The organism is Microbacterium sp. NPDC091382 (assembly GCF_044757025.1).
GTDB lineage: Bacteria > Actinomycetota > Actinomycetes > Actinomycetales > Microbacteriaceae > Microbacterium.
Genome location: NZ_JBIVUD010000002.1, coordinates 391,553 through 404,464 on the forward strand (window position 1 = coordinate 391,553; position 12,912 = coordinate 404,464).

General features: G+C 69.4%; 10 protein-coding genes. 3 read left to right on the forward strand and 7 right to left on the reverse strand.

Annotation, left to right across the window (positions count from 1 at the left end; translation table 11 throughout):
* The first annotated feature begins 6 nt into the window (after window positions 1-6).
* Window positions 7-1,317 carry a glycoside hydrolase family 27 protein gene (locus tag ACIQLK_RS09390; RefSeq protein ID WP_400364444.1) on the forward strand — a complete coding sequence of 437 codons (1,311 nt, stop codon included), beginning with the start codon at window positions 7-9 and terminating at the stop codon, window positions 1,315-1,317.
* 10 nt (window positions 1,318-1,327) lie between these two features.
* Here the strand turns inward: ACIQLK_RS09390 and ACIQLK_RS09395 are convergent, their stop codons facing one another.
* From ACIQLK_RS09395 to ACIQLK_RS09410, 4 genes are read right to left on the reverse strand one after another with little or no spacing between them, the layout of a single operon-like run.
* Window positions 1,328-3,580 carry a beta-L-arabinofuranosidase domain-containing protein gene (locus ACIQLK_RS09395; protein WP_400364446.1) on the reverse strand — a complete coding sequence of 751 codons (2,253 nt, stop codon included), beginning with the start codon at window positions 3,578-3,580 and terminating at the stop codon, window positions 1,328-1,330.
* The gene (locus ACIQLK_RS09400) at window positions 3,577-5,046 is read right to left on the reverse strand and encodes an alpha-N-arabinofuranosidase (RefSeq protein WP_400364447.1); all 1,470 of its coding nucleotides are present in this window, start codon (window positions 5,044-5,046) and stop codon (window positions 3,577-3,579) included. Before ACIQLK_RS09400 ends, ACIQLK_RS09395 begins: the two co-directional genes overlap by 4 nt.
* A gap of 37 nt (window positions 5,047-5,083) precedes the next feature.
* Complete coding sequence (locus tag ACIQLK_RS09405) at window positions 5,084-7,126, reverse strand: TIM-barrel domain-containing protein (RefSeq protein ID WP_400364449.1); 2,043 nt, start codon at window positions 7,124-7,126, stop codon at window positions 5,084-5,086.
* Window positions 7,123-8,127, reverse strand: a complete 1,005-nt coding sequence (locus tag ACIQLK_RS09410; RefSeq protein WP_400364450.1) for a LacI family DNA-binding transcriptional regulator — start codon at window positions 8,125-8,127, stop codon at window positions 7,123-7,125. The genes ACIQLK_RS09405 and ACIQLK_RS09410 overlap by 4 nt, the downstream gene beginning before the upstream one ends.
* 185 nt (window positions 8,128-8,312) lie before the next feature.
* On the opposite strand from ACIQLK_RS09410, the gene ACIQLK_RS09415 reads away from it, so the two are divergent.
* Entirely contained in the window at window positions 8,313-10,016 is a 1,704-nt protein-coding gene (locus ACIQLK_RS09415) for a beta-galactosidase family protein (RefSeq protein WP_400364452.1), read from the forward strand.
* A gap of 12 nt (window positions 10,017-10,028) precedes the next feature.
* On the opposite strand, the gene ACIQLK_RS09420 is transcribed toward ACIQLK_RS09415, so the two are convergent.
* Window positions 10,029-10,331, reverse strand: a complete 303-nt coding sequence (locus ACIQLK_RS09420; protein ID WP_400364453.1) for a DUF427 domain-containing protein — start codon at window positions 10,329-10,331, stop codon at window positions 10,029-10,031.
* A 63-nt stretch (window positions 10,332-10,394) separates the two neighbouring features.
* Between ACIQLK_RS09420 and ACIQLK_RS09425 the strand changes: the two genes are divergently transcribed.
* Entirely contained in the window at window positions 10,395-11,738 is a 1,344-nt protein-coding gene (locus ACIQLK_RS09425) for a nitrate/nitrite transporter (protein ID WP_400364454.1), read from the forward strand.
* 52 nt (window positions 11,739-11,790) lie between these two features.
* Here ACIQLK_RS09425 and ACIQLK_RS09430 read toward each other — a convergent pair whose 3' ends face one another.
* Both ACIQLK_RS09430 and ACIQLK_RS09435 read right to left on the reverse strand, forming a co-directional pair.
* Window positions 11,791-12,048 carry a DUF6458 family protein gene (locus tag ACIQLK_RS09430; RefSeq protein ID WP_400364456.1) on the reverse strand — a complete coding sequence of 86 codons (258 nt, stop codon included), beginning with the start codon at window positions 12,046-12,048 and terminating at the stop codon, window positions 11,791-11,793.
* A 92-nt stretch (window positions 12,049-12,140) separates the two neighbouring features.
* On the reverse strand, window positions 12,141-12,911 hold the full coding sequence (locus tag ACIQLK_RS09435; RefSeq protein ID WP_400364457.1) for an SGNH/GDSL hydrolase family protein: 771 nt from the start codon (window positions 12,909-12,911) through the stop codon (window positions 12,141-12,143).
* Between the last annotated feature and the right edge of the window lies 1 nt (window position 12,912).

The following is a 12,912-nucleotide window of genomic DNA, read 5'->3' on the forward strand; positions in this document are numbered from 1 at the left end:
AGTCGCATGGTCCTCGCACGCCCCGCACGCCCGCCCATGGGATGGAACAGCTGGGACTGCTTCGGCACGACGGTGACCGAAGCCGAAGTACTCGCCAACGCCCGGTTCATGGCCGAGAATCTGAGGGATGCCGGCTGGGACACCATCGTCATCGATGCCGACTGGGCCGATCCCGACGCGCGGTCGCACGGCTACAACGACGACGCTCGGCTGCATCTGGACCCTCACGGCCGGCTTCTTCCCGATCCGGTCCGCTTCCCTTCCTCCGCAGGTGGTGCCGGGTTCGCACCTCTGGCCGACCAGATCCACGCGTTGGGCCTTCGGCTGGGCATCCACGTCATGCGAGGAGTACCTCGCCGGGCGATCGCAGAATGCCTGACTCTGCACGGGACGTCGACCCCGCTGTCGGCCATCGCGGACCCCGCGAACGACTGCGAGTGGAACCCGCACTTCGTCGGCATCGACCACGGACATCCGGATGCCGCGGCCTACTACCGCTCGACGGTCGCCCTCTACGAATCCTGGGGGATCGACCTGATCAAGGCCGACGACATGCTGTGGCCCTACCAGGAGCGCGACATCGCGGCGTACAGCGACGCCGTCGCGGACGCCGAACGCGAGATGGTCCTGAGCCTCTCCCCCGGCCGCGACCTGTCCGCCGCGCATCTCGACCATCTCGCCGCGCACGCCAGCATGTGGCGCATCTGCGACGACGTGTGGGACCGATGGGAAGACGTCGCCGACAATCTCTCCCGGATGGCGCGCTGGGCTCCCCACGCGCGCCGGGGAGCGTGGCCGGACGCGGACATGCTGCCGCTCGGCCGCATCGGGATCCGCGCCGAGCGCGGCGAGCCGCGAAACGACGCACTGACCGCTGCAGAGCGGCGAAGCCTCCTCACGCTGTGGACGATCGCGCGCTCACCGCTCATGTTCGGCGGCGATCTCCCGAGCACCGACCCCGAGACGATCGAGCTCCTGCGCAATCCCGCACTTGCAGACCTGTTGACGCGCGCGGAAACGAGCGGCGAGATCCGCCGCGAACATGGGCTCGTGCTGTGGCGCGCAACCGGCGGTGGGACGGCCTGGCTCGCCGCCGTGAACACGACCGGCCAGGACCTCTCGGCGACGCTGGACACGCGAGATCTCGGGCTGGGCGCCGAGCCCGGTCGCGTCGTCGACGTCTGGACGGGCCAGACGGTCGCGACCCGATCGGGACGGGCCGGTTCCGCGACGGTGCGCGGTGTCGCCCCTGACTCCCGCGCCGTCGACATCACCCTGCCGCCGCACGCCGGTATCTTCTGGCGTCACGACGGCTGAGCGCATCGCATCACGAGATCGGGGCGCTCATCAGTCGTGCCTCGGTGAGACGGGGACTGCCCTCGACTCCCCCGCCGATGGCGAGAACCCATCGCGCACGGCCGTCGGCGAAACCGGTCAGGTCGATCTCGACGACACCGTCCTGCGTCGTCGGCGTGATGGCCCGATGAAGAACGGGGTCGCCATCGACACACACGATGAGACGCCGCGCCGCGGGATCGGCGAGCCACGCGATCCTCAGGGTGTCGGCGGCCGCGCCCCAATCCTCGAGCACGAACGTCGACGTGCCGGTGAATCGGCGCCAGTGCGCGCCGTCCTCATAACCGGAGTCGCTGCCGGACAGGTCCATGCCGTGATCCGACTCGGGCTGCTGCTGGCCGAAGGCGAGCACGTCGATGGTCCGCGCATCCAGGGCGTCGGCACGATCGTCCTCGGCCGCGAGAAGGGCGCGACGACGACGGACATCGCCGTCCGCCGCGTAGGGGAACGCGAGCGTGTAGCGGTCGTCGTGAAGCGAGGCGAACGGTTCCAGCACGATCTCGCGTCGGGTCTCGGTGGCGGGCAGAACCACTCTGCCCCCGTCCGTCCGGCGGAACGTCCGCAGGTCGTCGGGCGTCAGCACGGGCGCGTCGGCGAGGGGAAGGAGCGGACCGCGGGCGATGTGCCCCATGCGCGCATCGGTTGCGAGCGGGTCCACCACCGGCCCATCGACACGCTCCGCCAGGACGCGCGGGCCGTCCACGATCGAGAGCCACTCGGATCCGTCCGGTGCTTCTTCCGCGCGAAGCACGGGCGGAAGGGCGAGACGGATCGTCGTTCGCCCGCGCCATTCGCGATCGAACCGGAACCATCCGTCGGCGTCCGGTGAGGATACGGCGTCGTCGATGTGCGCCTCGACGCGTTCCGTGTCGACGCCTTCGGGAACCCGAACCTTCAGGACGAACGGGCGCGGCGTCGGCACCGTGACGCGAACGACCGCGTCATCACCGAACGGCCGCTCCGTCTCCGTCTCGACGACGACGTCCCCCCAGTGGGCCCGTGCGCCGAGGAGAACGTTGACATCCAGTCCGCCGGACGCGGTCGAGAACGCTGCCGCGGCGAATCGTGCCGGCGCTTCGAGACCCGTTCCCATGCAGCACCAGAACCCTGTCTGCCGACGGGAGTACACACGGTGATGGCCGGGCCGATGCGAGGTGAAATAGACGATCCCGCCGTGGTCGGGATGCTGAACCGAGAGGATGTGCGCGCCCAGCGCCCGCTCGATGAAAGCCAGCTGATCGGCATCCCCGTCGAGCCGGTACAGCTCGCGAGCGAGCTCGACCATGTTCACTGTGTTGCAGGTCTCGGGTCCCTCGCGTGCCGTGAACACGCTGGACCAATCGTCGCGCGGCGGGAAATGCTCCCGCACGCTGTTCCCGCCGATCGCTGTCGTCCGGTGAGTCGTGACGCTCGTCCAGAAAGTGCGCGCCGCGGTGGCGAACTCCTCCCCCATGCCGAGGCGTGCCAGGACCGCGTGGCCCACGACGATCGGGATCTGCGCGTTCGCGTGCAGTCCGTCGAGCGGGTCCTGCCCGGCAGCGAGCGGCTGCCAGAGCGCGCGCACCGCGAGCCGAACCGCGAGCGCGGCGGCATCCTCATCGCCGACGTGCTCCGCCCAGCGGGCGAGGGAGGCCGCGAGACCGCCGGACTCGGTCCGGAGGATGAGTTCGACATCGCTGTCGCTGATCGGGGCGAAGACCCGGATCCACCAGGCGACGAACTCCGCGGCGATGGTCTGTCCGAGCCGCGAATCCGCGTACACCGCGGCGTCGATGACCCCGGTCAGCACTTTGTGCAGGTTGTACAGCGGAACCCAGCGTCCATCGAGGTCGAAGGTCTGCGGCTCGATCCGGCCGCTCTCGATCTCGCGCCACAGCGCGACCCCGTCGGGGACGCCGCCTACGTAGCCCGTCCCGAGCGTCGTCTGGCACTCGCGGAGTCCCGTGAGGAGCACCTCGAGTCGGTCGCGCGCCGACGCGGATCCGCCGGCGGCGTGGGCGGACAGCGCGCTCAGAACGTGGCCCAGCGTATGTCCGTCGAGCCCTTCAGCCTCCCAGCCGCCGTAGCCGGGACCGCTCGGCACACCAGACTCCCGTCGGTACGGCGCGAGCAAGCGATCGGCATCGAGTTCCAGAGCCGTCCGCAGCGCACGCTCCTGAGCGCGTGCGAACGGCCCCGACGTCAGCGTGACCGCTCCCAGCGGCAACGGCTCCGTCCGGGTCATCCCGCGGTCCGCACCCGGACGGTGACGATGCTCCGCGGCGGCAGCGTGAGGCGAAGGTCGCTTCCTTCGACGACGGCGCCGGCGAAGTCGACCGGGGCGACGGCATCCGGTTCATCGAAGGTGTTGTGAGCGGATGCCGCCGCATGCAGGAGGCGTGCGCCGACGACCTCGCCGACGCGTTCGGGCAGACGCATCGCGAGCTCGGCGTCGGACTCGAGGTCCCAGTTCACCGCGCTCACGGTGTAGACGCCGTCCTTCACGCTGACGGTGTGGTCGAGGTGGGCACCGCCCCGTCCGCCCGGACGCCCGCCGTCGTCGACGGTCTCGACGAAGTCGGCGTCCTGGTGATCGACGTACATGCCGAACGCGTGGAAGGTCGGGGTCTTCAGCATGCGCGCGCCGTCGGTCAGCAGCATCGCCTGGAGGACGTTCACCATCTGGGCGATGTTCGTCATGCGCACGCGGGCGGCGTGCCGATGGAAGATATGGAAGTTGACGGCCGCCACGATGGCGTCCCGCATCGTGTTCTGCTGGAACAGGAAGCCCGGATCGGTTCCCTGCTCGACGTCGTACCAGGTTCCCCATTCGTCGACGAAGAGGCCGACCCGTCGCGCAGGGTCGTGGCGGTCCATGATCTCGCCGTGACGGCGGAGCAGCGTGTCCATCACCCGCGTGCGGTGGATCGTGTCATACCAGGCGGCGTCGTCGAAGCTCAGCGCCGACCCCTTCACATCCCACTCCCCCGTCGGGAGCGTGTAGTAGTGCAGGCTCAGCGCATCCATGTGACCGGCCGCGCGCGCCATGAGCACCTCGGTCCACTCGTAGTCGTCCGCATTCGCTCCGCACGCCACCTTCGCGACGTGGCTGTCGCCGTAGTCGCGCACGAACGTCTGGTACTGCCGGTAGAGGTTGGCGTAATGGAGCGGGAGCATGTTGCCGCCGCATCCCCAGCTCTCGTTGCCGACCCCGAAGAACTGCAGCTTCCACGGCTGGTCACGTCCATGCGCTCGACGGAGCTCGGCCATGGGGGTGTGCTTGTCGAGGGTCATGTACTCGACCCAATCCTGCATCTCCGCCACCGACCCGCTGCCGACGTTGCCGTTGACGTAGGCCTCGGCGTCGAGCTGATGCAGGAGCTCGAAGTACTCGTCCGTCCCGAAGGTATTGGGGTCGACGACGCCGCCCCAGTGCGTGTTGACCATCGCGCGGCGCTGCTGCGTCGGTCCCACGCCGCCCAGCCAGTGGTACTCGTCGGCGAAGCAGCCGCCCGGCCAGCGGACGACGGGCACCTTGATCTCGCGGAGAGCCGCGATCGCGTCCGTACGCAGACCGTTCTTGTGCGGGATCTCGTCCTGCTCGCCGACCCAGAGGCCTTCGTAGATACCGCGTCCGAGGTGCTCGGCGAACTGGCCGTAGATGCGGCGGTCGATGCGGTGGGCGCGGGTGGTGGCGGTGATGAGGCTCATGCGGTTCTCTCCGTCGAGGGGGTGAGGTCTGGTCAGGTCAGGGGTGGCGGATCTCGGGCAGGTCTGAGAGTCGGGCGAGCGCCGCTCCGACCCGCCCGCCGCGGTGGAACACCGGGATGGAAGCCAGGGGTGCGTCGACAGTGATCGTCTGCCCGCCACGGTGGCTGCGCCCCGTCCGGGCGTCGGTCCATTCGGCCCCCGCCGGCAGATAGACGTTCCACCGGGTCGCGCCCGGCGAGGTCACTGGCGCCACGAGGATGTCGGGACCGAACAGGAATTGCCCCGATGTCGTCCAGGCCAGCTCGTCGTCGGGGAACTCGAAGAACATGCCGCGCATGACCGGTGCCCCGTCGTGGTGGGCGTCGGCCATCGCTTCACGCGTGTAGCTCCGCAGGTCCTCGCGCAGCCGGATGTACTCGACCAGAAGGCCCTCGATCTCTTCGCCGAAGCTCCAGACCTCGTTGTCGGCACCGGTGCCCACCCGCGCGACGCCCTGGGTGTCCACGATCGGGATGCCGGGCACTCGGTCGCCGTGCAGACGCATCACCGGGCTGAACGCGCCGAACTGGAACCAGCGGATGAGGAGTTCGTGGAACGCGGGTTCGCGCACGTCGCCGCCGGTGAATCCGCCGATGTCGGTCGTGAACCAGGGGATGCCGGCGGCCCCCATGTGGATTCCCGCGGAGATCTGCGCTTTCAGATCGTCGAAGGTCGAGTGCACGTCACCCGACCATACGAGCGCGCCGTGCCGCTGCGATCCGGCCCATGCCGCTCGAACGAGCGAGACCGGCTGGTCGTTCCCCTCCGCACGGAGGCCGTCGGCGATCGCCCGGGTGAATTCCCGCGGGTAGAGGTTCGCGACCTGCGCGCTGGGGCCGGCCGCCAACCGGTAGTTCTCGAAGTGGTAGGCGCCGTACTCGGGCTCAGCCTCGTCGAGCCAGAAGGCGGTGATGCCGTAAGCCCCGTAGTTCTCGGCGAGCTTCTGCCAGAGGAACTCCCTGGCCCGAGGCTCGGTGACGTCGAGGAAGCGGGTGTACTGACCGTCGAAGTAGTACTGCACATCGATGCCTCGCCGGGTGCGCACGAGCATGTTGCCGTCGCGCAGTTCCTCCCAGTTCTCGGACTGCGGGACGATCTGCGGCCACACCGACACCATGAGCTCGATTCCGAGTTCGCGAAGCTCGGCCGTCATCGCCGCGGGATCGGGCCAGAACTCGTCCTCGAAACGCCAGTCCCCCATCCACCGCCAGTGGAAGAAGTCGGCCACGATGACGTCGATCGGGATGCCGCGGCGGCGATACTCGCGCGCCACGGAGAGGAGCTCGTCCTGCGTCGAGTAGCGGAGCTTGCACTGCCAGAAGCCGAGACCGTACTCCGGCATGATCGGCGCATGCCCGGTCGCCTCGGCGTACGCGGCGGCGATCCCGGCGGGGCGGGGATCGGCGCACACCCACCAGTCGATCTGCGTCGCGCTCTCGGCCTCCCACTCGGTGCGGTTCGCGCCGAAGACGGCGCGGCCGATCGCCGGCAGGTTCCAGAGGAAGCCGTACCCGGCGCTCGAGACGACGAAGGGTACGGAGGTCTGCGAGTTCCGGTGCGCGAGCTCGAGCACGGTACCCTTCAGATCGACGAGATCCTGCTGGTAGAGCCCCATGCCGACGAGATGCTCGTCCGCGGGGGCCGCGAGGCTCAGTCGCACCCGGTGGTCACCGCCCTCAGTGGGACGGAACTCGCGCGCGGAGAGCTTCAGCGCACCGCCGTCGGTGATCTCCTCGAACAGGAGTCGGCCGTCGGCATCCTGCACCTGGAGCCGCAATCGGGTGGTGTGGAAACCCACCGACCAATCGTTGTACTCGTCCTCGACGGCCGTCACCCTGACGCCGCCCGCGGCCACCGTCGCGCGGAGACCCTCGACGACGACGACTGCCTCGGTGCCGGGGACGTCCAGGAGAGCGCCCGGGGCGTCATCGATCGCCCCGAGCGCAGCGCGCACGCGCACCCCGCGCCCCCACGCGTCGATCGAGACCGTCTGACCGTCGCCGCGCCACAGCACGCCGGTGTCCGAAACCTGGAACGTCATGAGATCGCCTTTCGTGGTGCCGCAGCCGTGCTCCCCCGCACGACCAGTCGGGTGGGAACGAGCAATCGCCGGACGGCGTCCGCATCGTCGATACGAGCCAGCAGGACGTCGACGGCAGCGCGCCCGACCTCCTCGAACTCCTGATGGATCGAGGTCAGCGGTGGCCAGAACTGGGCTGCCTCGGGCATATCGTCGAAGCCCACGACGCTGACCCGCGAGGGAATGGCGACACGGGCTTCGTGGAAGGCCCGGAGCACTCCCAGCGCCATCTGGTCGTTGGCGGCGAAGACGGCGGTGACGTCGGGCTCCGCGCGCAGTCGGCATCCGGCGTCGTACCCGGACTGCGCGCTCCAATCGCCCCGCTCGAGCGGCGGCGCCGCTCGCCCCGCGTCCGTCAGCGCCACACGCCACCCGTGCTCGCGGCGAACGGCGGAGTACGAGCTCGCAGGTCCTGCAACGTGATGGACGGTCTTGTGGCCGAGGTGCAGCAGGTGCGTGACGGCCTGGCCTGCACCCATCGTCTGATCCGTGTCGACGTAGGACCGGTCCTCGAGCGCCGAGGCGTCGACCACCACGACCGCGAGGTCGTCGGGCAGCGGCAGATCCTCGCCTGCCGAGAGATGATCGCCGATCGCGATGACGAGCCCATCGACGGCCTGATCGCGGGCGCGCTCGATCGCCTCGGCGACGGCGGTGCGATCGAATCCCGCCGTGGGGACGAGTGCGACCGCGTACCCCGAGGCCGCACCGGCGCGTGAGATGGCCTCCCACGTGCGGACGCTGCCGTACGAGGTCAGATCGCTCATGATCACGCCGATGCTCCGGTAGCGGGCCGAGCGCAGAGCCCGTGCCGCGCGGTTCGGCCGGTACCCGAGCTCCCGCATGCTCGCGCGAACGCGCTCCTGCGTCTCATCGTCGACGCGGGCAGCCCCCGTGACGACGCGAGAGACCGTCTGCGCCGAGACCCCCGCGTGGCGGGCGACATCGGCCTGCGTCGGCACCCCGTGAGGCGTCCCACCGCGTCGCGCGACGGGCTCGTCGAGGGGGGCAACGACACCCGTCTCCGGGGCCGGTCGCGTGCTACGCTGAGGCGACATGATTGCGTAAACATAGCAGTTGACGCAGCGGCAGGACACCCCTTCTCCACGCGGTAGGGCGTCCGAACCCAGCTCCGAGTGGAGATCACATGAGCACCTTCGCCATCGGCGACCGCGACTTCCTCCTGGACGGACAGCCGCACCGCATCATCTCCGGAGCGATGCACTACTTCCGGATCCACCCCGGCGACTGGGCCGACCGCATCCGCAAGGCGCGGCTCATGGGGCTGAACACGATCGAGACGTACGTCGCGTGGAACGCCCACGAGCCCGTCCAGGGTCGATGGAGCGAATCCGACGGTCTCGACCTGGGTCACTTCCTCGATCTCGTCGCCGCCGAGGGACTGCACGCGATCGTGCGCCCCGGGCCGTATATCTGCGCCGAGTGGCACAACGGCGGCCTCCCGACGTGGCTCACGGCCACCCCCGGCATCCGCCTGCGCCAGACGGATGCCGCCTATCAGGCCGCGCTCGAGACCTACCTCCGCCGTGTGTACAGCATCATCGCGCCGCGCCAGATCGACCGGGGCGGCAACGTCGTGCTCGTGCAGATCGAGAACGAGTACGGCGCGTACGGTTCGGACAAGGACTACCTGACCGAGCTCGTCCGCATCACGCGGGACGCGGACATCACGGTTCCCCTCACGACGGTCGACCAGCCCGAGCCCGACATGCTCGAGGCGGGCTCGCTCCCCGGCATCCACCTGACCGGCTCGTTCGGCTCCCGCGCCCGCGAGCGGCTCGCGACCCTCCGCGAACACCAGCCCACGGGACCGCTCATGTGCTCGGAGTTCTGGGACGGCTGGTTCGACTGGTGGGGTGGACCGCATCACACGACGGATGCCGCGACCGCCGCGGCCGAGCTGGATGACCTGCTGGCCGCCGGAGCCTCGGTGAACATCTACATGTTCCACGGCGGGACCAACTTCGGCACGACCAACGGAGCGAACGACAAGGGGCGCTACCTCCCGATCGTCACCTCCTACGACTACGACGCGCCTCTCGACGAGGCGGGCGACCCCACCGACAAGTACCACGCGTTCCGCGACGTCATCGCGAAGTACGCAGACGTGCCCGCCGAGGTACCCGACGCACCCGCACCGCGGCCGGAGATGTCCGTTGCGCTGACCGAGGTCTCGCGGCCGGGCCCCACGGAGGCCGGGGGGTTCGAGGGACTGTTGACGTTCGAGGACGCCGAGCACACCGGCACCCTCATGCGCGTCGAGGTCGCCCTGCCCGGCGGCTTCAGCGGTGGCGTGCTCTCGGTCGTCGAGGTCCGCGATCAGGCGTGGGTGTCCGTCGACGGCGTCCGTGTCGGTTCGCTCTCGCGGACCCGGCACGAGCACACGCTGCGGCTACCGGCGGGGACGGATCTGTCGATCCTGGTCGAAGAGCAGGGCCGGGTGAACTACGACGACCGACTCGGCGAGGTCAAGGGACTCATCGGACCGGTGACGGTCGACGGGAGGGAGCTGTCCGGGTGGCGGACGACGCCCGTTCTCCTCGGCGACGCCGTCGACGCACCGGAGCTCCTCGTGGCCGAGGGGTCGTTCGAACTCGACGCTCCGTCCGATCTGTTCCTCGACACGGCCTCGTGGGGGAAGGGGTACGTCTTCGTCGGCGGATTCCTGCTCGGGCGCTACTGGTCGAACGGTCCGCAGCGGACGCTCTACGTCCCCGCCCCCGCAACCCGGGCCGGATCGAACACGATCAGGGTCGTCGAGATAGAGCAGCCGACTCCGGCCGCGGCGCGATTCGTCGCCGCGCCGTCCCTCGGGCCACTGCACGAGTGACCGCGCGGACGATCACTGCCCGACGGTGATCCCCGGCGAGAACGCGACGTAGCCCGAGAAGTCTGCGCCGACGCGGTCGAACGCGGACGGGTAGGGGTTGGGATACGACCACGCACCGTCGGTCATCCGCTCCGTACCGGCCTCGACGTGGAAGTACTGGCACTCCCCCTTCCACGGGCACGTATACGGGGTCGGGCTCTCGACGAGGACACCCTGCTTCACGGATGACGGCGGGAAGTACGCGTTCCCCTCGATCCGGATGATCTCGTCGTCGGCCGCCTCTGCGATGACGGTGTCACCGATGGTCGCTTTCATGTGTTCTCCGATCGCCGAATGGTGTGGGCTCAGAGTACGCCCGCTGGAGAGTAGCGTGGGTGGGTGAGCGGAGAGCGTCGGCATGAGACGACCCCGGTGAGCGGGCCAGGCCTCCGCGCCTGGCTCATCTGGGGCACCGGCGTCGCCGCCTACGTCCTCGCGGTGACCAACCGGACCTCTCTCGCGGCGGTCGGTGTCGATGCCGCAGACCGCTTCCAGGCGGATGCGGCGACCCTGTCGCTGTTCGCGGTGGTCCAGCTCGCGGTCTACGGCGGAATGCAGATCCCGGTGGGCGTCCTTCTCGACCGCTACGGATCGCGCCCGATCATCACCATCGGGATGCTCTTGATGGCCGTCGGCCAGCTCACCATGGCCCTCTCCCCCAGCGTGGGGGTGGCGATCGTGGCTCGCATGCTCCTGGGCGCCGGCGACGCCGCCGTCTTCCCCGCGGTCCTCCGGCTCGTCGCGACGTGGTTCCCCGCTCAACGCGGGCCGCTCATGGTGCAGCTGACGGGCATCCTCGGGCAGGCGGGTCAGCTCGTCGCCGTCATACCGATCGCCGCCGTGCTGCACGCCACGAGTTGGACGGTGACCTTCGGCGGGATCGCCGGACTCTGCGTCCTCTTCGCCGTCCTCGTCTTCGCCCTCGTGCGGAATCGACCCCCCGAACTCGCTCGCGACGTCAGCGTCGACACCGACACCGGTGCGATCCGCGTCGTGACCTCCACCGTCGACACGGGGGTCGGGATCCGAGCCGCCCTCGCGCACCCCGGGACCCGCCTGGCCTTCTGGTCCCACTTCACGACGCCGTTCGCGGGGACGGCGTTCATCCTGCTGTGGGGCTTCCCCTACCTCACGGCGGGCGAGGGACTCACGACGGGTCAGGCCGGCGTCCTCACCTCGCTCTACGTCTTCGCCGGAATGGCCCTGGGCCCGGTCCTCGGCGAGCTCTCCCGCCGCGCACCGCATCGTCGCTCCCGCGCGCTCGTCCTCCCGGCCGTCGCCTTCCAGCTGGTCGCCTGGATGACCGTGATCGTCTGGCCCGGACGCGCCCCGATCTGGCTGCTCGTCATCCTGCTGATAGCCCTGGCCATGGGTGGCCCGGCGTCCATGATCGCGTTCGATCACGCGCGGACCCACAACCCGTCGCACCGACTCAGCACGGCGACGGGCGTCACGAACGCCGGCGGGTTCCTCGCCGCTCTCATCGCGATCTTCGCCATCGGGTTCGTGCTGGATCTGCAGGGCGCAGGGACGCCGAACACCTATCGCCTCGATGCGTTTCGGATCGCCTTCCTCGTGCAGGTGCCCCTGTGGCTGATCGGCGCCACCTTCATCAGCATCGAACGGCGACGCACCCGCATCCACATCGGCATGGATCAGCCGCGTCGACGCCCGCGCAGATGACGAATGGCCCGCCCCGCGAAGGGACGGGCCATATCGTTTCCGCGAGCCGACGTCAGATGGAACCGTCTCCCGACGTCCGGGTCTCGGAGCGGGTGACCCGCTCCCCTGCGACAGGGTCGACCGTTCGGACGGTCGATTCGCTGGAACGCCGACGCAGCACCAGCACGAGGCCGATGAGGAAGACGACGACACCGGCTGCCATCAGGATGTAGCCGATCAGGTTGAGGTCGACGTACTGCACATCGACGTTCACGGCGAACGCCAGGATGGCGCCGATCACGAACAGCACGATTCCGGATCCGATGCTCATGCGCACCCTCACTTTCTTGGCGGTGTGGTCCCGATCATCGTCGCCGCTGACAAGAAGCTGATAGCCCTTGACAGGTGCCCGCCGTGAGGGATTCAGTCGTGCGGGCGAGGTTCGACTCGGAACCATTCCCCGTACTTGGCCTCGCGACCGTCGCCGGAGGACGTGCCCGTCAGTCGGCGTCGCAGCCACGGGCCGAGGTGCTCGCGGAAGTACCGGCCGCGGGTGAGGGCGACGCTGTCGTCTCTGTCGTCCAGGCGCCACCACTCGGCGGGCGCCTTCTCGCCGAGCGCCTCGAGCACGCGAGCCGCGACACGGTGGTGGCCCCGGGCGTTCATATGCAGCCGATCCTCGGACCAGAACGATGCGTCCGACAACTCGGTGTCGGGCCAGTTCAACGCGACGACGACGTCGTCTCGTCCCTCGAGGCGCGCGGTGACGGCCTGCGACAGCTCGTCGCCGCGTCGCTGGATGAGCCGTGACAGGGGAAGCTGAGCCGATGGGTTCGCCCCGGAGAGGACGACGAGGGTCACTCCCTCCTCGTCGCAGCGACGGAGAACCTCGGTGAAGACGTCCGCGACCCGAGCGATCGGCGTTCGAGGGCGGAGCATGTCGTTGCCGCCGCCGTTGAACGAGAGGTGCGTCGGGCGCAGCGCGAGAGCGCGTTCGAGTTGTTCCTCGACGATGGGCTGGATGAGTTTTCCGCGGATGGCGAGGTTCGCGTAGGAGATCGCCTCCCCGCGGGAGTCCGCCCACCCCTGGGCGACGAGGTCCGCCCAGCCCCGGACGCTGCCGTCCGGCAGCTCGTCACCGACGCCTTCTGTGAACGAGTCCCCGATCGCGACGTAGCGGATGTCCTGCGGCATC